Below are 20,412 nucleotides of genomic sequence, written 5' to 3' on the forward strand. Positions count from 1 at the left end.
TGTTGGTTGCCAGCGTTGTTGTGTCGGGAATAGCTGAAGCCAGTCCCGCCGGACAGGCTCCAATGTCGCCGGCGCTAGGCTTGGCGTCTCCTGCCAAGCCCCGCGCAATCCAGGCCACCAAACCCGATGAAGACAGCCAGGACGGCTTCGTGCAGGCGCTGGCGGCGTCGTACATCGCCCTCGGCGACCTCTATCGCGACGGCAAGACGACTGCGGCCGCGGCGCAAGCGGCACTCGCCTATTATCGCGGCCTGGACAATCCGGGCCGGCCCGCCGCCATCTACGCGGTCATCTCGCCGTCCGACCTGATCGGCGTCCTCAAGGACGCGCCGGCCGACCCGTTCGCAGCATCCGAGCTTTACCTGCAGGCGGCGAGCATGGGCAGTTCCGAAGCCCTGATGCGGCTCGGCGACCTGTACCGCGAGGGCAGGGTCGTCGCCGCCGACGCCAAGCGCGCCTACCTGTTCTACGACCAGGCCGCCAAGGCTGGCAACGCTGACGGCAAACTGCGTGTCGGCGAAATGCTGGCGCGCGGGCAAGGCGTTGGGCGTGACACCGGCAAAGGCCTGGCGATGATCGGCGCGCTCGCCGATGCCGGCAATCCCGAAGCGCTGGTGCTGCTTGGTGATCTGTATCGTCCAGGCGGTCAGGGCATGGTGGCGATGGAGCCGGAAAGGGCGCTGGGCTATTACCGCAAGGCCGCAAGCCTCGGCTATGACGTCGGCAAGCTGCGCGTCGGCGAGATGACCGCCACCGGCCAGGGCACAACACAGGACGTCGAGGCAGGGCTGGCAATGATCGAAGAGGTGGTGGCGCGCACGCGCAATCCCGCCGGGCTCGTTCTGCTCGGTTCGCTTTACAGTCGCGCCGATGGCGGCGTCATCGCCATCGATCTCGGCAAGGCATTCAGCTATTTCCGCCGTGCCGCCGAAAGCGGCGACGAGACCGGCATCCTGCGCGCTGGCGAGATGCTGGCGCGGGGGCGCGGCACGAGCCAGTCCTACCAGGCCGGGCGGGCGATGCTGGCCGGCCTTGCCGATCATGGCGACACCTTTGCGCTGATCGCGCTCGGCGACCTGCTCAGCGACGCGGCCGTCGCCCCCGTCGACCTAGCCGCTGCCGTCACATCCTATGAAAAGGCGGCGTCGCTCGGTCATAGCGATGCGCTGGTCAGACTCGGTGACCTCTACAGCCGCAACGGTGCGATAACGTCCGATCCGCCCAAGGCCTTCGCCTATTATGTCAGGGCGTCGCAGGCCGGTAATCTGGCCGGCAAGCTGCGGGTCGGCGAAATGACGGTGCTCGGCCAAGGCACCGATCGCAACGTCGCCGCCGGCCTGGCACAGATGAATTCGCTCGCCGATGACGGCGATGCCGACGCGATGAACCTGCTCGGTGGGCTCTACCAACGCGGCATTGGCGGCCTGCTGCCGCCCAATCCGGCAACGGCATTCGGTTATTTCAGCAAGTCCGCCGAAGCCGGCAGCGTGATGGGCGCCGTGCATGCCGGCGAAATGAAGGTGCGCGGCCAAGGCACGGCCAAGGACGTCGCTGGTGGCCTCCAGATGGTCAAGGCCGCAGCCGACGCCGGCAACAGCGATGCCCTGATGTCGCTTGCAGCCCTTATGGCAGATGGCTCGACCGGCAAGGTTGACGCGACGCAGGCGGTGCAGGCCTATGAGAAAGCCGCGGCGCTGGGGCGTCCGGATGCGCTGGTGCGCATCGGCGACATCTACCGGCTTGGCGGGACGATACCGGCCGACCTGGCGAAGGCGTTCGACTATTATCGCCGCGCCGGCATGGCCGGCGACGAAACCGGCAGGTTGCGCCAGGGCGAGATGACCGCCAGGGGCGAAGGCACGCGCCAGGACATTGCTGCAGGTCTCGAACTCGTCAGGCAGGTCGGAATTTCAGGTGATCCTTATGCCTATGTCGTGCTCGGCGATCTCCATCTGTCCGGCGCGGTCGGGCCGATAGACGGTCATGCGGCGGTCGCGGCCTACGAGAATGCTGCCCGGCAGGGACGTGCCGATGCCTTGCTCAGGCTCGGCGATCTCTATCGCGACGGCAAGGGGGTTCCGGCCGACGGCGGCAAGGCGGCCGAATATTATCTGAAGGCGGTCGACGCGGAGAATCCGGCAGCTTCGGTGGGAGAAAACTGAGCGGCGTCGCTTGTCCGACGGTGGTTATGGAGTTGGCATTGTCGCGTATCTGCCATGTGGTGCTGATGACGGTGTTCGCCGCACTTTCGGCGGGCATCGCGTTGTCGGCGGAAACCGTCGCCGATGCCGGCGCGCCGGCCACGTCAGGCGCCGCAGCCCAGGAGCGCGCCGTCAATGCCGACGCATTGCTGCGGCTCGGCGATCTCTACAGCAACGCCGACAACGCCAACCGCGATCCGGCGAAGGCGTTCGATTATTATCGCCAGGCGGCGGAGGCCGGCAGCGCCGCGGCACGGCTGCGGGTCGGCGAGATGCGTGTGCTCGGCGAAGGCACTGAACGGGATATCAGCGCCGGTCTGTCGGCCATCGAGGAGGTGGCATCGGCCGGCGATGGTGCTGCACTCGCCTCGCTTGGCGGGCTCTACAGCCACGCCGACAGCCGGGCGATCCCGCTCGACCTGCCGCGCGCCTATGACTATTACCGCCGCGCTGCGGCGACCGGCAATGAAACAGGCATCCTGCGTAGCGGCGAGATGCTGGCGCGCGGCCAAGGCATCGCCAAGGACAGCGCAGCCGGGCTGGCGCTGGTGCGGTCGCTTGCCGATCGCGGCAACATCTACGCGCTGGTTTCGCAGGGCGACCTGATGAGTGACGCGGATGCCGGCGTGCCCGACGTGTCTGGGGCGGAGGCGGCCTATGCCAAGGCAGCCGCGCGCGGACATCCCGACGCGCTGCTGCGCCTCGGCGATCTCTATGGCAGCGGCCGCGCCGGCAAGCCCGATTATGCCAAGGCATTCGGCTTCTATGAAAAGGCTGCGGAGGCGGGACAACAGCTCGGCAAGCTACGTGTGGCTGAGCTGACATTCCGTGGCCAGGGTACGCGTCAGGACGTCGAGGGCGGGCTGTCGTCGATCAAGGGGCTGGCCGACGCCGGCGACGTCGAAGCGCTGACCTTCCTTGGCGATGTCTACAGCGGAACCAGCCCGTCACCTGTCGCAAGGGACCTCGCCATTGCATTTGCCTACTATCGGCGGGCTGCCGAGACCGGCAACATCCCGGCGGCCCTGAGGGTCGGTGAGATGACGGCGCATGGGCTGGGCACGGCGCGTGACGTCTCAGGTGGGCGCGACATGGTTCGCCGCATCGCCGACGCGGGTAACCCGTCTGCTTTGATCAGCCTCGGCGACCTGCTGCGCGAACCGGAGTCGGGTGCGGTCGACGGAGACGGCGCAGTCGCTGCCTATGAACGCGCCGCAAACCTGAACGAACCGGAGGCGCTGGTGCGCCTGGGCGACTTCTACAGCGACGGAATGAGCGTCGCGGTCGATCTGCCCAAGGCGCTCGACTACTACCGCCGGGCTGCCGGGCTCGGCGACGTCATCGGATCCGTCCGTGCCGGTGCCATGCTGGCGCGCGGGCAAGGCACGGCACAGGATGTCGCGGCTGGCCGGGCCATGGTCAAGGCTGCGACGGCGAGCGGCGAGGCCGAGGCGCATGTCGTGATGGGCGACCTGCTGACCAGGGGCGACGCCGGCCCGCCCGACGTCCAGGCGGCAATGCGTGAATATGGCGAAGCGGCGGCGCTTGGGCGGACGCAAGGGCTGATCCGGCTCGGCGATCTCTATCGCGAAGGCAAGCTGCTGCAGAGCAACGGCAAGAAAGCAGCCGGCTACTATCGCCAGGCGGCGGCGGCAGGTGACGCCTATGGGCTGCTCATCCTCGGCTCTGCGCTGTCGGAGAGCCTGTTGCGCAATGCCGGCAAACCGGCCGACGGGGTCGCCGCCTTGCGCCAGGCCGAAGCGACGGGTCTGGACGACGCCACCATCGCGCTGGCCGATGCCATGCTTTATGGCATGGGTACCAAGCGTGACGCCAAGGCCGCCGTAGCACTGCTCGAACAGGCCGCGGCCAGCGGCAACGTGGCGGCAGCCCGCCACCTGATCAGCTATTATCGCGACGGCCGCCGCTATGGCCGTACGACCTTCATCAAGGCCGATCCGAAACGTGCCGAGCAACTGATCGCGGGGGTGTCGCCATGGCTGTCGCGCGGTGACCGCCTCGTGGAGGAGATGCTGTTTGCGGCTGCGGCCAATGACACGAAGGGTTACCAGTCGATAGTGGCGCGGATGCACGAACTTTCCGCCGAGCAGCGCCAGGCGCTGGTCCGCATGATGCGGACCACGCACCCCAACGGCTACATCTATCTGGCGCAGCAGCAACTCAAGCAGGCCGGCTATTACAACGGACCTGTCACGGGCGTCCTCAGTGGCACGACCACGCGTGCCGTCAGCCGTTACTGCGCGGCTAAGTCGGTGCCCAACGCCTGCCGTTTCGGACCGATGAGCAGCCAGGCGGGCGACGTCCTGTCCTACGCGTTCTAGTCCGGGCCCGGTCAGGCGTCAGTCGAAGTGGTCGCCGAAGATGCGGCTCCAGTGCTCGCCGACCAACCCGTTGAAGAAGCCGTTGCCTGTCTGGAACAGCCGGACGAGTTCGGGATCGCGCGAATGCACGACGGTCGAGTTGACATTGATGAAGATGATGCGGCGGCCGAGCATCGCCTCCAACAGTGCAGGTTGGGTCCTGCCCCTGATGCCGGCGAGACCCGCTGTGGCGGCCTGGTTGATCAGGCAGTCGATCACGGCACCTGCCTGGCCGGGAAGTGCCAGAACCTGCAGGATGTGGCCGATGTCGCCGCGCCGGCCAAAATAGATGAAGGCGCCGATGACCGCACCGGTGCGCGCCGCCACGGTGCAGCGGATGACGTCGCCAAAATCCTTCTTGGTCGAGGCGTCCGACATGATGCGGGACAGCACCTTTTCGTTCCAGTCCGGATGAATGGCGAAGCGTGAGGTGAACTTGCCGAGCAGTGCGGCGAAGCTGTCGGCGTCGATGTTTGCAACTGTGTAGCGGCCTTGCGATGCCATCGCGTCGCCGGCACCGAACCAACGCGAAAACTCGCCGCTGCGGCGAAGGCCGAGGCAGGCATCGACGGCGCGTGCCAGCGGCGCGCCAAGGCGTGCCATGGGAACCCGCTGCCTGGCGCCGGCAACCGCGAAGGCAGCCGGCCTGAACACCTTGATCCAGTCGAGGCTATGATCAGGCAGGATGGAGCCGCGCAAAGTCGTCCACATGCTGGCGGTGACGTCGCTCGCGGTCTCGCTGAACGAGAGGTCCTGCGGGCCGGCGAGAAATGCCTTGAGCAGCCTGGCGCCGGAAAGGTCGTTGCGCTGGTCCTCGTCGACCATGAGCGAGCCGCAGATCGAGGCGTTCAGCTTCCTGTCGCCAAAGCGCATGGGCATTGACGTCACGCCGATGAAGCCCGAAATCCTGCCATCGTCAGCGATATGGACCAGCGATGGCGATCCAACCGTACCGTCGGTGGAGTCGAGATATAGGCGGTGGAGATAACCGGGCAGCGAGGCCGGCGTCGGCGTGCGCCGCTTGCGCAGCACGCGCTGGAACATGTCTGCGACGACCGCGAGATCGGCGGCCTGCAATGGACGAATTTCGGGCATCGGGCGAAGCCTCGGTCAAGTCACGGCAGCAATGGCTTAGGCGGGAAACATCTAGGAAGGGTGAAGGTCGGACTCCCGGTCACGCAGGATCGAGTTTGCGGACAATGGCCACGCGCGGCGTCTTGGCGGCATCGGCCACGAATTCCACCGGCGCGTAGGGACGTGCCCGGGCAAGCAGTGCCGCCACCTGGCGGTCCTGGCCGACGCCGAATTCGAAAGCGAGCCAGCCGCCCGGCTTGAGGAAAGCTGCCGCATCACGGATCAGCCGCTGATGGATCGAAAGCCCGTAAGGACCGCCGTCGAAGGCTTCCCGCGGTTCCGACGTCAACAATTCGCTGCGGTCGCCTTCAAGCCGCGCCGAGGAGATGTAGGGCGGATTGCAGACGATGAGGTCAATGGAGCCGCTGAGGCCCAGCCCGTCGAAGGCGCCGAAGAGGTCGCCTTGGGCGATCGTCACCCTGTCGGCCAAACCGAGGCGGTCGGCATTGCGGCGGGCGGTGGCGACGGTGCTGTCGGTCAGGTCGGCGCTCCACACCCGCGCGCCCGGCAGCTTGCTGGCGATCGCCAGGCCGAGATTTCCGGAGCCGCAGCACATGTCGACTACACGGACGTCCGGGCCGCGGTCGCCGAGGATGCGGATGGCGGCACGGCCGAGAATTTCGGTTTCCTCGCGCGGGACGAGCACGTCGGGCCCTAGTTCGAGCTCGATGTCCATGAATTTGTGCAGCGCAATTCCCGGCTTGCCGCCATTGTTCTCAACAATATGCATTGTTGCCCTCGCCAAGTCCTTAGCCCTGCCCATGACAACCGTTGTGCCCGGGATCGTCAACCGATCAATGCTTCTGCCGCGCGCGATTGTCATCAACATGACTTGTTCATACAATTCATTACACAAAAAACCTTCTATCAATATCTACTATCGTATCTCCGAGCGCGAAACCGAGACTATCGGCTTTGTGATGTGTTTTGATATCGAAAGTGTGCTTTCCTACCATTGGTTAACCTGCGCTAGACACGTGCGCTTGTCGCACTAGCGGAACAGAGCTGAGCGTATGTGTGGTTTTGTCGGGTATCTCGGGGATGTCGAGCCAGCGGCTGCTGAACAGCTGCTGCGGCGCATGACCGGAAAAATCGCCCACAGGGGGCCCGACGAGCAGGGCGTATTCGTCTGTCCGTCGGCCGGCCTTGGCCATGCACGCCTGTCGGTCGTCGGGCTTGGCGACGGCCAGCAGCCGATGGCCAGCGCCTCGGGCGACCTCCACATCGCCTTCAACGGCGAGATTTTCAACTATGTCGAGCTGCGCGACGAACTGAAGGCGCGGGGCCGCCGCTTCCGCACCGGCAGCGATACCGAGGTGATACTGCATCTCTACGAGGACATGGGCCCCGACTGCGTCGACCTGATGAATGGCGACTTTGCCTTTGCCATCTGGGACGCGACAAGGCAGCGCATGTTTTTCGCCCGCGACCGGATGGGCGTGCGGCCGCTCTTCTACACCGAAGTAAGTGGCACCTTGTATTTTGCCTCCGAGGCCAAGGCGTTTGCCAGGGTGCCGGGCTTCATCGCCGAACTCGACGAAATCGCACTGGACCAGATATTCACGCTGTGGGCGCCGATCGCGCCGCGGACCGCGTTCAAGAACGTCTACGAGCTCGAACCCGGTCACATCATGATCGCCGACAAAAGCGGACTGGTCACGCGTCCCTATTGGCAGCTCGATTTCCCCGATGCCGAAGCCGGCCGCGCGCCGCGCAACGAAAGGCAGGCGGCAGACGAACTCAGGGAACTACTGACAGACGCGACCCGCATCCGCATGCGCGCCGACGTGACCGTCGGCTCCTATCTCTCGGGCGGCCTCGATTCCTCCATCGTCTCGGCGCTGGCGGCGCCGATGGCCGCTGGCGGGCTGCGCACCTTCTCGGTGACCTTCGACAGTGCCGAGCACGACGAAAGCGAGTTCCAGGAAGAGATGGCGCTGGCCATCGGCTCGCACCACAGCGCGGTCAATGTCGGCCCCGGCGACATCGCCTCGATCTTCCCTGAGGTGATCAACGCCACCGAGCGGCCGGTCATCCGCACAGCCCCGGCGCCGCTATACCAGCTCTCGGGGCTGGTGCGCGCCAAGGGCATCAAAGTCGTGCTGACGGGCGAAGGCGCCGACGAGGTCTTCGCCGGCTACGACATCTTCAAGGAGACGCTGGTTCGGCGCTTCTGCGACCGCCAACCGGGTTCGGCGAGCCGGCCGCATCTGTTCCGCAAGCTCTATCCCTACCTGCCGGGGCTGCAGAAACAGTCGGCCGCCTATCTCGCCGCCTTCTTCGGTGCCGGCAAGGACAGCCTCGACGACCCGCTCTATTCGCACCGCCCGCGCATGCGCAACACCGGCGCAGCCAAGCTGTTCTTCTCAGGCGACCTGCGCGCCAGGCTCGCCGCCTACGACGCGGCAGCGGAACTTGCCTCCCAGTTGCCGGAGCGTTTCGCCCGCTGGCACCCGCTGCACCAGGCGCAGTATCTCGAAAGCCGTTACCTGCTGCCGGGCTACATCCTCTCGAGCCAGGGTGATCGCATGTCGATGGCGCATGGCATCGAAGGCCGCTTCCCGTTCCTTGATCACCGACTTGTCGAGTTCGCCAGCCGGCTGCCGGCTGGCATGAAGCTCAAGGGGCTGGTCGAAAAACACATATTGCGCGAGGCGACCAAGGATCTGTTGCCCCCGTCGATCGGCCAACGCACAAAGCAGCCCTACCGGGCACCGGATTCGCAATCCTTCGTCGGCGCTGGCGAACAACCGTGGACGCGCGAGGCGATGAGCAGCGAAGCGATCGCCGATTCAGGATTCTTCGACGTTTCGACGGTAAGGAAGCTGACCGAAAAGTGCCGGCAGCAAGCGGTATTGGGCTTCCGGGACAACGCTGCCTTCGTCGGCATCCTGTCGACGCAGCTGTGGAACCGGTCATTTGCCGGATCCAGGTCCGATGTCACCGAGGCTGCCTGACGATGGAGCAAAAGGAGAGAGCATGACGCAGCAGGTCAAAGACACAGTCAAAGCCTTCATCATCGACAACTTCCTGTTCGGGGATACGTCCTACGCGCTCGCCGATGACGTTTCGCTGATCGAAAGCGGCGTGATCGACTCCACCGGCGTGCTGGAACTGGTGACCTACATCGAGGACCAGTTCGGGCTCGAAATGGCGGATTCCGACATCGTTCCGGCCAATCTCGACTCGTTGGTGCGGATCGCGGCCTTCATCGAGGCTAAGCGGGCGGCGCAGCCGATCAAGCAGGCAGCTGGCGCCGCCTGAAGGCGTCCGGGAGGGGGCAATGCGACTGGAGCAATTCTTACGCGACAGTGCAGGGTTGCGGGGCGACAAGACCGCTCTGATTGCCCGCGACGTGCGCCTGACCTATGCCGAGCTCGACAGCATGTCGGACCGGCTGGCCGCAGCGCTTGGCGATCTCGGGGTCGGCCGCGGCGATCGCGTGCTGGTCTTCATGGACAACTGCTGGGAAGCCGCGGTGTCGGTGTTCGCCATCGCCAAGGCCGGTGCCGTCTTCAGCCCGATCAATCCGTCGACCAAGGCCGACAAGCTCGACTTCATCATCGGCAACTGCCGCGCGCGCGCCGTGCTGACCCAGGCCCGGCTGCTGCCCGTGGTCGCCGAGGCCAAAGACGGCGGCGAACTGATCGTCGTGTCGACCGCTGCCGGCGGCAAGGCGCCTGAAGGTGCCGTCTCGTTCGAGCAAAGTCTGCAAAGCAGGTCCGCGCTGCCCCGTCATGGCGGCATCGATGTCGACCTTGCCATGCTCATCTACACTTCCGGTTCGACCGGCCGCCCCAAGGGCGTGATGATGACCCATCGCAACATCGAGGCAGCGGTCGGCTCGATCACCACCTATCTCGAGAACACATCGGACGATATCATTCTCAACGTCCTGCCGCTGGCCTTCGACTACGGGCTCTACCAGCTGATCATGTCGGTCAAGATGGGCGCGACGCTGGTGCTGGAGAAGTCGTTCTCGTTCCCGCAGGCGATCTTCGACGTCATCCGCGCCGAGAACGTCACCGGCTTCCCGCTGGTGCCGACCATGGCCGCGCTGATCCTGCAGATGCGCGACATCAAGCCGGGCTTCATGCCCAGCCTGCGTTACGTCACCAACACGGCGGCGGCACTGCCGCCGGCGCATATCGCCAGGCTACGCGAGCTGTTTACCGGCGTGCGGCTCTATTCCATGTATGGCTTGACCGAGTGCAAGCGCTGCACCTACCTGCCGCCGGCGGAGCTCGACAGGCGTCCCGGCTCTGTCGGCATAGCCATTCCCAACACCGAAGCCTTCGTCGTCGACGATCTTGGCCAGCCGGTGCCGCCCGACACGCCAGGCGAACTGGTCATCCGCGGACCGCATGTCATGCAAGGCTACTGGGAGAACTCGGAAGCCACCAACCGCATGCTCCGCCCAGGCTTCAACTCGTGGGAGAAGCTGCTCTACACAGGCGACCTTTTCCGCCGCGATGCCGAGGGTTTCCTCTATTTTGTCGGGCGCAAGGACGACATCATCAAGACGCGCGGCGAAAAGGTTGCACCCAAGGAGGTCGAGGCCGTCCTGCATGCCTGTCCTGGCGTCGCCGAGGCAGTGGTGATCGGCGTGCCCGACCCGATTCTCGGCCATGCCATCGGCGCGCTGATCGTGCTGTCCGATCCCAATCTGACCCAGCGTGAAATCCTCCGCCACTGCCAGGCCAATCTCGAGGATTTCATGGTGCCGAAGATCATCGAGTTCCGGTCCGAATTGCCCAGGACCGATACCGGCAAGGTCAGCCGGCGTCTCGCCGCCGAATCCATGGAGCCGACGCAATGAACATGCCACTGGCGCAAACCGGTAGTTTCGGCGCGGCGACGCTGACGATCGATCCTGAAGCCGAAGCTGCGAGAATAGCCGCCGCCCTCCGTGGCCAGCTGACCGGCACGCTGCGCCGGCGCGGGCTGGTGCTCGGCCTGTCCGGCGGCGTCGATTCGAGCGTGAGTGCTGCCCTTGCTGTGCGTGCCGTCGGCGCCAAGAACGTCTTTGCGCTGTTCATGCCGGAGGATGACTCCGACCCCGAAAGCCTGCGTCTCGGACGGCTCGTCGCTGAAACCTTCGGCATAGGGGCGGTGGTCGAGAACATCGGTCCGACGCTCAAGGCAATGGGCTGCTACGAGCGCCGCGACGCGTTCATCCGCGAGTTGGTGCCCGAATATGGCGCCGGATGGGCGTGCAAGATCGTGATCGCCAACGCACTGACCAATGAAGGCTACAACATCTCGTCGCTGGTGGTGCAGGACCCCGAGGGCAAACAGACCAAGCTGCGCATGCCGCCGCATGTCTATCTCGGCATCGTCGCATCGACCAACATGAAGCAGCGGACACGCAAGCAGGTCGAATATTTCCACGCCGACCGGCTCAACTATGCCGTCATCGGCACGCCGAACCGGCTGGAATATGACCAGGGCTTCTTCGTCAAGAACGGTGACGGTGCTGCCGACGTCAAGCCGATCGCCCATCTCTACAAGTCACAGGTCTATCAGCTCGCCGCCCATCTTGGTGTGCCCGAGGAAATCCGCCGACGCCCGCCGACCACCGACACCTATTCGTTGCAGCAGACGCAGGAGGAGTTTTACTTCTCCTTGCCCTATGACCGCATGGATCTGTGTCTCTACGGGCTCAACAACGGCATATCCGCCGAGGATGTCGGCCGCGCCGCCGGGCTGACCGCCGAACAGGTCGGCCGCGTGTGGACCGATATCGCCTCCAAGTGCAAGACGACGCGCTACCTCCACAGCGGCCCGCTGCTCGTCGATCCCGTGCCGGAAATCTGACGCCGGCAAAGGCCACCGTTTCGCCGGTGGCCCGTGCAGTTCCAGATCCTATTCCGGCCGCAGGAAGCGGCCGTTGACCCAGCCTTCCTGGCCGCGATAGCGCACCTTGCACCAGCTCTGGCGGTCCTGGCAGCCGAGATTACGCAGGCCGCTGGCATCGAAGGGGATCTCCGCGACCAGGAAACCGCGCGGCGACGGCGTCGAGCGCATGTTGAGCACGTCGTTGGGGGTCACGCCGACGACGCGCCAGGAGCGCGGATCGGGCCCGGGGCCAGGACCCGGGTTCGGGCCGGGCTCGCCGCCGCGGCCGGAGATCGAGACGCTAAGCGAGAAGGGTGCCGGCCGATTGCGCCGCGCTTCGGCGCGAACGAGGTAAATCTGTATTGTGTAGAGGCCTGAGGCGGGCAGGCGGCCATCCCATTGCGTCTGCTCCCGAGCAATGGTGCGGCCGCGCGGGTCGAGCACGTTGAAATAGAGGAAGGTGTTGCGTGAGTTGAGGTCGAGGCTCATACGCTGGCCGGCGCGCGCTTCGAGCCGATAGGACGCGCTGATCGGGCCAAAGACGATGCCGCGCACCGTCGTCTGCGTGGCACCCGGGCGCATGCGCAGCGTTTCCATGCGCTCCTGGGCTGCCACGACGTGTGGCACGGCAGGCGCGAAGGCCAGCATCATTGCAAGAAGAAGACCGAGTTTCCGCATCTGGTATCCCCGCTTGATCAATAGCTTCGGGATGTTAGCCGATGTGCCGGCGCAGAGGAATCCAATTTCGACGGAGGCCCTAACCGCCGCTGATCGCGGTCAATACGAAGACTTCGACGCCGGGCCTGAGCTTCGTCTTCAGCGTTGCACGTTCGCCTTCGACGAAGACGTTCAGGTGTTTGCGGATCGACGGGCGGCTGTCGCAGATGCGGTCGCGCATACCTGGCCAGCGCTTGTCGAGTTGATCGACCATGTCGCGGACAGTGGTAGCGGGCACGTCGACGCGCCTGACTGCACCGGGAAACAGGTCGACAAGGACTGCGGGCAGGCGAACGACGACGGTGGCAAGCGTTGTGGGTGGGGTTTCGGAGGCAGGGTTGTTGTCCATCGCTCGAGGCGCCCCTTAGTCGACGACGAGCGTTTCCACCGACAGGATTGCCGGCAGGTGCTGGGTGACGTTGACCCAACTCTCGCCTTCGTCGGCACTGGCAAACAGCGCGCCCGAACTGGTGCCGAAATAGACGCCGGCGGGGTCGAGCCGGTCGGTTGCCATCGCCTGGCGCAGCACGCCGATATAGGCGTTTTCCTGCGGCAGGCCGTTGCGCATCGCCTGCCACTCGCGGCCGCCGTTTCGCGTCCGCCAGACGGCGGCCTTGGCGTCGGGCACGTAGCGGCCGGCGCTGTCGCCGTTGAGCGGCACGAGATAGAGGGTCTCAGGGTCGCGCGGGTGCGCCGCGGCCGGAAAGCCGAAGGTCGAGGGCAGGCCTTTTTCGATGCTCACCCAGCGCTTGCCGCCATCGTCTGATCGATACATGCCGCAATGGTTCTGCTGGTAGAGCCGGTCGGGCATGCCGGGCGCCATCACCAGATTGTGCACGCATTGGCCGAATTCGGGATAATTCTCGCCCTCGGGCATGAAATCGGCGCGGGTTCCGAAATTGCGCGGCTCCCAGGTCGCGCCGCCATCGCCACTGTAGAACACGCCGGCCGCCGAAATGCCGATCCAGATGCGGTCGTGGTCGTCGGGATCGAGCACCAGCGAATGCAGGATGAGGCCGGCGCCGCCGGGGTTCCAATGCGGCCGGGACGGATGTTGCTGCAGGCCGTCCATGTGCTGCCAGCTCTGGCCGGAATCGTCGCTGCGGAACAGGCCGGCCGGCTGCACGCCGGCATAAAGGCTGCCATTGCCCTTTGCGAGGCTCCACACCGCCTTGATCGGCTCATCGCCCTCGGCATATGCGAGCCCCTCCGATGAATGCGTCCAGGTCTCGCCGAGATCGGTCGATTTCCACACCGCCGGGCCGAACCACTCATTGCCGCCGGCGCCCCAGATGGTGCCGGTCGCCTGGTCAGCGACGACATGGTTCATCGGCCAGGTCTCGCAGAACGGTCCGCGCAGTTTCCAGCTCTGCCGTGCCGCATTGCTTTCGGCGATAAAGGCACCTTTCTTGGTGCCGAGCAGGACAAGCACTTTTTCTGCCATGTTCTCCTCCCGCAACGTCGATCTTGAGAAATCGAATCCGGATTGGCTGCTATCGCATTTCAAACGCTGGCTTTTCTCGGCAATACCGGCCCGGAATCCCGGCTCCTCCCGCGGACTATCCAGATACTGGTCCAGATGCTGACAAAGCCTGCCGACCATAACGGCAAAGCGGCATGCGGGCCAGATTGAGCTGCCATGCTCCTGACAAACGGCAGCCCAGACTGTGCGGGCGACATTCGAGTTGACAGGGCGCCATAATTCAATACCCGTCGCGCTTTAGGTTAGACATATCGGCGTGCTCGGGAGGAACCATCGGATGACCATCAACGTCGCACCAGTCGGCTTGGCGCGGGATCTTGCCGAGCGAGGCAAGTCTGGCAAGCCGATCCGCATCGGCCTGATCGGCTCGGGCGAGATGGGCACCGACATTGTGGCGCGGGTGGCGCACATGCCCGGCATCGAGGTCGGTGCGATTTCCGAGCTCAACCTGCCCAATGCGCATCGCGCCGTCGACATTGCCTATCAGGAGAAGGGCCATGCCCGCGAAGTCGCCTCCGGCTCGGCGCTGAACGAGGCGATCGAGGCCGGCAAGGTCGCCGTCACCAACGATGCTGATCTGATCCTCAACAGCGGCCTGATCGACGTCGTCATCGATGCGACCGGTGTTCCCGCTGTCGGCGCCGAGATCGGCCTGCGCGCCATGGAGCATGGCAAGCATCTGGTGATGATGAATGTCGAGGCCGACGTCACCATCGGCGCCTATCTCAAGAGCGAGGCCGACCGGCTCGGCGTCACCTATTCGCTCGGCGCCGGCGACGAGCCGTCGTCCTGCATGGAACTGATCGAGTTCGTCTCGGCGATGGGCCACACCATCGTTGCCGCCGGCAAGGGCAAGAACAATCCGCTCAACATCGATGCGGTGCCGCACGACTATGCCGAGGAAGCGGCCCGCCGCAATATGAACGTGCGCATGCTTGTCGAGTTCGTCGACGGCTCCAAGACCATGGTCGAGATGGCGGCGATTGCCAATGCGACGGGGCTTGTTCCCGACAAGGCCGGCATGCACGGACCGGCGGCGACCTTGCCGGAGCTCAACAAGGTGCTGGTCCCCGAGAAGGACGGCGGCGTTTTGTCGAAGGTCGGCGTCGTCGACTATTCGATCGGCAAGGGTGTGGCTCCCGGCGTCTTCGTCATCGCCGACATGTCGCATCCGCGCATCCGCGAGCGCATGGAAGACCTGAAGATGGGCCATGGCCCGTATTTCACCTTCCACCGGCCCTATCACCTGACCTCGCTCGAGGTGCCGCTGACCTGCGCGCGCGTGGTGCTCTACGGCAAGGCCGACATGGTGCCGCTGGCCAAGCCGGTGGCCGATGTCTGTGCCGTTGCCAAGAAGGACCTTGCGCCCGGCGACGCGCTCGATGCCATCGGCGAATACACCTACCGCGCCTGGATCATGACGGCCGGTGAAGCGCGTGCGGCAAAAGCCATCCCCTGCGGCCTGCTTCAGGGCGGCACGGTGACGGCCCCGATCAGGAAGGGCGAACTCATCACATCAGCCAATGCCGCCGTTGCGCCAGGTTCGAAGATCGCAGAGCTGCGCGCAAGGCAAGACAGGCTGGTCTATGGAGCGGAGGCATGACAGTGGCCCAGGCAAAGACCAAGGACCTGCCGGCAGGCGATTAAGGCCTGCGCGACCCGGGCGTTGGCGGACACCCGGCTCACCTGAAGCGATCATGGCAATGAGGAGATGACCATGGACAGCAATAGTGGCTCGGGCGCGACGCCCTCGCAACTGATCGATGCGCGGATCAAGGAACTGGGTGACTGGCGCGGCGAGACACTCGCTCGCGTCCGCGCCCTGATCAAGCAGGCTGTGTCAGAGGTGGTCGAAGAGTGGAAGTGGCGCGGCGTTCCCGTCTGGGAGCACGCCGGCATCATCTGCACCGGCGAGACCTACAAGAGCGTGGTCAAGCTGACCTTCGCCAAGGGCGCGTCGCTCAAGGACCCGTCAGGTCTGTTCAACTCCAGCCTCGACGGCAACACCAGGCGCGCCATCGACATTCGCGAAGGCGACACGCTCGACGAAAAGGCGCTGAAAGCGCTGGTTCAAGCCGCGGTGGCGCTCAACTTGTCGGCCAAGGCCGCCCGTGCGCCGAAGAAGACAAAGAGCGGCTGAGCCAAGACCTACGCTGGCGCGCCGGCCGGTTGAAGGCATCATTCGCGTGTAATGTCGCCGATCTCGTCGCCAGGCTTCGCAGCTGGCGACGAGACGACTGCCAACAGGTCCAACAGGCGCTCCGGAAATATCAGGTCGGATGTTCGCGCGAGGTCTTCGATGGACCACCAGCGATGATCGGCTACGACCCTTCGTTCGTTGGCGCTCCAGCCTGTATACGAGATCGCACTCCGAACCGTCGGCGAAGAACCGTTCGTCGGCCCACACCCTTTCGCCACTCGCCAACTGCATCTCGAAAGATCGGCGCCCGACTTCGCCGCTCAACTGGTTCACGGACAGGCCAGTTTCCTCTTGCAGTTCGCGCAAGGCGGCCTGCTCGAACGTCTCGCCGTCTTCAACGGCACCACCTGGCGTGGCCCAGTAGCTGCTTCCGGTCAGCGCGTCGGAGGCATGGACGAATTTGAAAAGCAGAACGCTTCCCGACTGATCCAGCAAAAGCACCCGCGCCGACGGACGCATACGCATGCGATTTCCTGATTGGTCAGCTGCGATGGCATTCTGTTCTTCGGCTTGGCTCAGCCTAAGCCTCCAGCGCGCCTGACCTGGCATCGCTGCTGGGAGCCACACCGACCAGCTTGACGAGGTCGTCGCCGGCGCGCGTGGCGCGGTGCGAGCGGCGGGTCAGGATGTAGCCGTCCTGCGGTGCCAGCACTTCGACCCTGCCGCCGTCTTCTCCGGCCGCGCGCACGATCGTGGCGATATGGGCGCCGGCCTTGACGGTGTCGCCCGGATTGACGTGATAGAGGATGGCGCCGGCGCAAGGGGCGGGCACCATCTCGATATGGTCGATCGGCGCCACTACGCCGGCGAACGTCTTTTGGGTTTCGATCCAGGTGTCCTCGATCACGCCGCGCGCCACAAGCAGGCGATAAAGGCCCTGGGCGTCGGCTTCGGCAACGGTGGCATAGACATCCGAGACGCCGCGATACTCGACGGTAGTGACGACGCGGCTTTCGAGTCGTGCTTCCTTGCGCGGCATCTTGAGATAGGGATGCAGCGAGGCTTCATCGAAGGATGAGCCCGACTGACCGCTCCACAGGATGACGGCGTCGACGCCCATGTTCGCGGCGCAGTCGGCCATCGCCGGCCACAGTTCGTCGGGCACGTAGAGATAGGCCACACCCTCGTCATCGCAATGCAGGTCGAGCACGATGTCGTGGCCAAGCGACAGCTTGAGCAGGCGCGCCTTCAGCCGCCGGTCCGACGACATCGGCACCTCGTCACCCGGCAACAGCGCGGTGTCGGGCCTGTCGAGCAACGGGAAATCGCGATTGTAGTTGACGCGCGTGCCGAGGTCGAAGCGGCCTTGCGACGCCCCGAACAGCAGCTGGTTGGCGCCGATCGGGTTGGCGCGCGGAACGATGGTCAGGTTGCCGCGCACGCGGCCTTCGCTTTCGGCCTTGCGCAGCTTCGGCATCAGCGCGTCGATGGCGACGACGCCGGGCAGTTCGTCGCCATGCAGTGCCGCCTGGATATAGGCCGAAGGGGCGTCGGGCGTGGTGCCCGCGATGCGGTAGAGTGCAAACTCGTAGGCGATGCCTTCGCTGTCGCCCCTGATCGTCTCAACCGACTTCTTCATCCGATGTCCCCTTATGCTTCCGGCGACAGACCTAGCTGCTCGGCAGGTGATTCACCAGAGCGGCAGCAAAGTGTCGCGATCCAGCGCGATCAAGCCAGCGCGCCGGCCCCAAAGATACTCAGACGGCTGAGCCCCATTGCTTCATCAGCGCCGCCGATCGGGCAAGCTGAGGCGTGGCGTGGAACTCGCGGCCGAGCCTGGCTGCGGCACGCCACGGCCAGCGCGGATCGGCGAGCAAAGCGCGGCCGAGCGCCACCATGTCGGCTTGACCCTCACGGATAATGGCGTCGGCCTGCTCAGGTTGATCGATCATGCCGACGGCGCGGACGGGAATGCCGGTCGCCTTCTTCACCGCCTCGGCGAGGTGGACCTGATAGCCGGGGCCAGTGCGCAGGCTCTGGTGCGGAGAGTTACCGCCGCTCGAGCAGCAGATATAGGCGACGCCAGCCTCGCGATAAGACTTCGCAACTTCGATGGCCTCCTCGAGCGTGAAGCCGCCGTCGACCCAGTCGGTCAGCGACATGCGGGCGCCGAGCATCAGGTTTGGCACCGCATCAGTGACGCGGCGCGCAATCGTCATGGCAAAGCGCATGCGGTTTTCCAGCGAGCCGCCCCAGCGGTCTGTACGGTGATTGGACAGTGGCGACAGGAACTGGTGCAGCAGATAGCCATGTGCCGAATGCAGTTCGATGAAGTCGAAGCCGGCGCGCTCGGCCCGCTGGGCCGCCTCGACGAAATGGCCGATCGTCTGCTCGATCTCGTCCTCGCTCAGCGCGTGCGGCACCTGCCAGCCATCGGCATAGGCGAGTGCCGAGCATGAAACCACCGGCCAGGCATCCTCTTCCGGCTTGAGCGGACCCGAGCCCTCCCATGGCCGATGGTTGGAGGCCTTGCGGCCGGCATGAGCGAGTTGCACGCCGAATTTCGCGCCCGGCGTCGCCACCCGCCGCGCCGCGTCGAGGGCGCGTCTTGCCGCCGCTTCGTTGGCGTCGGAATAAAGCCCCATGCAGCCATGGCTGATGCGGCCGCGCCGTTCGACGTCAGTCATCTCGATTGTGACCATGCCGGCGCCTGACATTGCCAGGTTCATCCAGTGCTGCAGGTGCCAGTCGGTCGCCGAGCCGTCGTCGGCGGAATACTGGCACATCGGGGCAACCGCGATACGGTTGGGGAAGTCGAGCTTGCCGAGAGTAATCGGCGAAAACAGATGGACGGTCATGGGCGGCTCCTCGGGCTGGGAAAGCGACTGTAAGATGTTTGCAGCTGCCAGCAACCGTGTTGCATCGGGCCACGCCGTGTTAACAGTCGGCGCAACCGGCGTCGTGTTTTCCGGCGTGGCGGATTTGGGAGCGTGTATGACCCCGACAAGAGACAGGCTCGAGGCGATCCTTTCGCGGCTTGGAGCGCGCGTCGGCGCAGAGCGAGTGTTTGCCAAGCTCTATGTCGAGGCTGCCCGGGCCGCGGCTGATGCCACTGATGCGCGCCGCCGGGCGGGGCTGTCGCTCGGGCCACTGGATGGCGCAATCGTCTCGATCAAGGACCTGTTCGACGTCGCCGGTGAGCCGACGCTGGCCGGCTCGCTGCTGCGGCGCGACGCCGAACCGGCGCGCGATGACGCGCTGGTGGTCAAGCGCCTGCGCCGCGCCGGTGCCGTCATCATCGGCAAGACCCACATGACCGAGTTCGCCTTCACCGCGCTCGGCATCAATCCTCATTATGGCACGCCGGGCAATGCGGCCGATCCGGCGCTTATCCCCGGCGGCTCGTCATCGGGCGCCGGTGTCTCTGCCGCCGAGGGCAGCTCCGGCATTTCGATCGGTTCCGACACTGGCGGTTCGGTCAGGGTGCCCGCCGCCCTCAACGGCGTCGTGGGCTTCAAGCCGACGGCGCGGCGCATTCCGCTCGACGGCGCGTTTCCCTTGTCGCCGTCGCTCGATTCGATCGGCCCGCTCGCCAAAACAGTGGCGCAATGTATCGCCACCGACGCGGTCATATCAGGCAAGGAGCATTTTTCCTTGCAGCCCTTGCCACTTGCCGGACTGCGCATCGCCGTGCCGCGTGGCCGCCTGCTCGACGAGATGGCGTCCGGCATGGCTGCCAGCTTCGAGCGCGCGCTGAACAAGCTCGCGGCAGCTGGCGCCGTAATCGGCGACTGCCAAATCGACGATCTTTTGGCCGAATTCCGCGCCGCAACGAGGACCGGCACGATTGCGGCGATAGAAGGGGCGTCGATCCACGCCGACTGGCTGGCCAATGGCGCGTCGGTGCCCATCGACCCCAATGTCAGCGGCGCGCTTGGCCGGGCCATGCAGGTGTCGGCGGTCAGCTACATCAGGACGATGAACCGCCGTGCCGAACTTGTCGCCGCCATGGATGCGCGAATGTCGGCGCATGATCTGGTCGTCTTGCCGACGACGCCCGTGCCAGCTCAGCCGATATCAGAACTTTTGGCCGACGGGGCGCATGCCAACCGTATCGAGGGGCTGTTGCTGCGCAACACCCAGGTCGCCAACCAGTTCGACCTCTGCGCCCTGTCGCTGCCAATGCCCGGCGCTGTGCTGCCCTCCGGCCTGATGCTTATGGCGCGCCATGGCCACGATCGCCGCCTGCTTTCCGCTGGCCTTGCGGCCGAGGCGCTGCTCAAAGGATAGGCCATGACCGCGCTGATCACCGACGACGGCATCGTCATGACAGCTGGGCGGTGCTGGAATGGGAATGCTGCCTCAAGCATCCGGAGGACGGAGCTGCGGAAGGCGCGCCGTTCATCGAAAGCCACATCATCCGTGTCACCACAAGGCCTTCGACGACTTTGCCGTCGGCACGACGGATCGGGCGATGCTGAGGGAGATGATGGGGATTTGAACGCAGCGCCAACGTAT

At 65.2% G+C, this 20,412-nt stretch carries 16 protein-coding genes and 2 pseudogenes; 10 read left to right on the forward strand and 8 right to left on the reverse strand.

Annotated features, from left to right (window positions below; genetic code table 11):
• Nucleotides 1–62 precede the first annotated feature (62 nt).
• Both DY201_RS11630 and DY201_RS11635 read left to right on the forward strand, forming a co-directional pair.
• On the forward strand, nt 63–2,162 hold the full coding sequence (locus DY201_RS11630; protein WP_165916140.1) for a tetratricopeptide repeat protein: 2,100 nt from the start codon (nt 63–65) through the stop codon (nt 2,160–2,162).
• A 38-nt stretch (nt 2,163–2,200) separates the two neighbouring features.
• Nucleotides 2,201–4,543, forward strand: coding sequence for an SEL1-like repeat protein (locus DY201_RS11635; protein ID WP_165916141.1), 2,343 nt, complete (start codon nt 2,201–2,203; stop codon nt 4,541–4,543).
• Nucleotides 4,544–4,561: 18 nt separating this feature from the next.
• Here the strand turns inward: DY201_RS11635 and DY201_RS11640 are convergent, their stop codons facing one another.
• Entirely contained in the window at nt 4,562–5,677 is a 1,116-nt protein-coding gene (locus DY201_RS11640) for a hypothetical protein (protein ID WP_115731336.1), read from the reverse strand.
• Nucleotides 5,678–5,756: 79 nt separating this feature from the next.
• The gene (locus tag DY201_RS11645) at nt 5,757–6,446 is read right to left on the reverse strand and encodes a N5-glutamine methyltransferase family protein (RefSeq protein ID WP_115731337.1); all 690 of its coding nucleotides are present in this window, start codon (nt 6,444–6,446) and stop codon (nt 5,757–5,759) included.
• Nucleotides 6,447–6,729: 283 nt separating this feature from the next.
• Here DY201_RS11645 and asnB point away from each other — a divergent pair, with 283 nt between their 5' ends.
• From asnB to nadE, 4 genes are read left to right on the forward strand one after another with little or no spacing between them, the layout of a single operon-like run.
• Complete coding sequence (gene asnB, locus DY201_RS11650) at nt 6,730–8,673, forward strand: asparagine synthase (glutamine-hydrolyzing) (RefSeq protein ID WP_115731338.1); 1,944 nt, start codon at nt 6,730–6,732, stop codon at nt 8,671–8,673.
• Nucleotides 8,674–8,695: 22 nt separating this feature from the next.
• Complete coding sequence (locus DY201_RS11655; protein WP_115731339.1) at nt 8,696–8,980, forward strand: acyl carrier protein; 285 nt, start codon at nt 8,696–8,698, stop codon at nt 8,978–8,980.
• A 19-nt stretch (nt 8,981–8,999) separates the two neighbouring features.
• Nucleotides 9,000–10,535 (forward strand): class I adenylate-forming enzyme family protein, encoded by a 1,536-nt coding sequence (locus DY201_RS11660; protein ID WP_115731340.1) that lies wholly within the window; start codon nt 9,000–9,002, stop codon nt 10,533–10,535.
• On the forward strand, nt 10,532–11,533 hold the full coding sequence (nadE, locus tag DY201_RS11665) for an NAD(+) synthase (RefSeq protein WP_115731341.1): 1,002 nt from the start codon (nt 10,532–10,534) through the stop codon (nt 11,531–11,533). The genes DY201_RS11660 and nadE overlap by 4 nt, the downstream gene beginning before the upstream one ends.
• A 48-nt stretch (nt 11,534–11,581) precedes the next feature.
• Here the strand turns inward: nadE and DY201_RS11670 are convergent, their stop codons facing one another.
• The 3 genes from DY201_RS11670 to DY201_RS11680 all read right to left on the reverse strand — a co-directional run bounded on the left by DY201_RS11670 (nt 11,582) and on the right by DY201_RS11680 (nt 13,715).
• Entirely contained in the window at nt 11,582–12,232 is a 651-nt protein-coding gene (locus DY201_RS11670; RefSeq protein WP_165916142.1) for an SH3 domain-containing protein, read from the reverse strand.
• Between the two features lie 79 nt (nt 12,233–12,311).
• Nucleotides 12,312–12,620: a MoaD/ThiS family protein gene (locus DY201_RS11675; RefSeq protein WP_115731342.1), complete on the reverse strand. Its 309-nt coding sequence runs from the start codon at nt 12,618–12,620 to the stop codon at nt 12,312–12,314.
• 15 nt (nt 12,621–12,635) lie between these two features.
• On the reverse strand, nt 12,636–13,715 hold the full coding sequence (locus tag DY201_RS11680; RefSeq protein ID WP_115731343.1) for a WD40/YVTN/BNR-like repeat-containing protein: 1,080 nt from the start codon (nt 13,713–13,715) through the stop codon (nt 12,636–12,638).
• Between the two features lie 316 nt (nt 13,716–14,031).
• On the opposite strand from DY201_RS11680, the gene DY201_RS11685 reads away from it, so the two are divergent.
• Both DY201_RS11685 and DY201_RS11690 read left to right on the forward strand, forming a co-directional pair.
• Entirely contained in the window at nt 14,032–15,357 is a 1,326-nt protein-coding gene (locus tag DY201_RS11685) for an NAD(P)H-dependent oxidoreductase (protein WP_115731344.1), read from the forward strand.
• Between the two features lie 108 nt (nt 15,358–15,465).
• Nucleotides 15,466–15,894 carry a DUF1801 domain-containing protein gene (locus DY201_RS11690; protein WP_115731345.1) on the forward strand — a complete coding sequence of 143 codons (429 nt, stop codon included), beginning with the start codon at nt 15,466–15,468 and terminating at the stop codon, nt 15,892–15,894.
• Between the two features lie 381 nt (nt 15,895–16,275).
• Here DY201_RS11690 and DY201_RS29730 read toward each other — a convergent pair.
• The 3 genes and pseudogenes from DY201_RS29730 to DY201_RS11705 form a co-directional block, all read right to left on the reverse strand.
• Nucleotides 16,276–16,503 (reverse strand): annotated as a pseudogene (locus DY201_RS29730) (hypothetical protein); the annotation flags it as partial.
• Nucleotides 16,475–17,533 (reverse strand): M14 family metallopeptidase, encoded by a 1,059-nt coding sequence (locus DY201_RS11700; RefSeq protein WP_115731346.1) that lies wholly within the window; start codon nt 17,531–17,533, stop codon nt 16,475–16,477. The pseudogene DY201_RS29730 and the gene DY201_RS11700, both read right to left, overlap by 29 nt.
• 118 nt (nt 17,534–17,651) lie before the next feature.
• The gene (locus DY201_RS11705) at nt 17,652–18,752 is read right to left on the reverse strand and encodes an NADH:flavin oxidoreductase/NADH oxidase (protein WP_115731347.1); all 1,101 of its coding nucleotides are present in this window, start codon (nt 18,750–18,752) and stop codon (nt 17,652–17,654) included.
• A 136-nt stretch (nt 18,753–18,888) separates the two neighbouring features.
• On the opposite strand from DY201_RS11705, the gene DY201_RS11710 reads away from it, so the two are divergent.
• Both DY201_RS11710 and DY201_RS11715 read left to right on the forward strand, forming a co-directional pair.
• A complete protein-coding gene (locus tag DY201_RS11710) occupies nt 18,889–20,184 on the forward strand; it encodes an amidase (RefSeq protein ID WP_115731348.1) in 1,296 nt (431 codons plus the stop codon).
• 26 nt (nt 20,185–20,210) lie between these two features.
• A pseudogene (locus tag DY201_RS11715) lies at nt 20,211–20,395 on the forward strand (sugar phosphate isomerase/epimerase); the annotation flags it as partial.
• Nucleotides 20,396–20,412 lie beyond the last annotated feature (17 nt).

The organism is Aminobacter aminovorans (assembly GCF_900445235.1).
Taxonomy (GTDB): domain Bacteria; phylum Pseudomonadota; class Alphaproteobacteria; order Rhizobiales; family Rhizobiaceae; genus Aminobacter; species Aminobacter aminovorans.